Here is a 631-nt window from a genome sequence, read left to right on the forward strand (position 1 = left end):
GGTGTATACCAAGATCGCTTTGTTAAAGAGTTACGATTAAGAGGTATTCAAACCATTGAGGAAGCCAACAAACTACTGCAAGGCCGTTTCATAGACAGCCTAAACAATAAGTTTATGAAAAAGCCTGCGAGCATGGACGATGCCCACGTAGCTCTGATGTCAGATCAAAACCTAGATAACATCATGTGTTGGGAATATACAAGGACTGTGTATAACGATTGGATTATTCGATTTGAAAATAAGTTGCTGCAAATTCAAAAAACCAGCAGCATTTGCGTCAGACCAAAGCAAAAAATTACATTAAAACGGCATCTTAATGGAAAAATAACGTTATGGAGTAAAGGTCAAAAAATTCCATATTGTTTTACTGAGCGAGAGATAAAAGAGGAGAAAAAAGTGACACGGCCATACAGTGCTGACAAACGCAGTCAAAACGGACGGGAAAGCAAGAAAAAATCACCCTGGAGCCAATTTAATCCAGGTTGGTTAAAGCAAACGAAAGAGAATTTACTAGCAACAACTTAATTGTTCTCAGCAAGTTCAAGAGCAAGCAGTGTGGATGATGATGGACGAACTCCTCCAGCACCAGTCTTGTGTCCTACGGAACGTGTGCAACAAACTATGGACAACC

Annotated in this window: 1 pseudogene; it reads left to right on the forward strand. The window is 39.9% G+C overall.

Annotated elements, in window-relative coordinates:
- A pseudogene (locus tag OK13_RS14675) lies at nucleotides 1-525 on the forward strand (hypothetical protein); the annotation flags it as partial.
- Between the last annotated feature and the right edge of the window lie 106 nt (nucleotides 526-631).

This window comes from Legionella norrlandica (genome assembly GCF_000770585.1).
Classification (GTDB): domain Bacteria; phylum Pseudomonadota; class Gammaproteobacteria; order Legionellales; family Legionellaceae; genus Legionella; species Legionella norrlandica.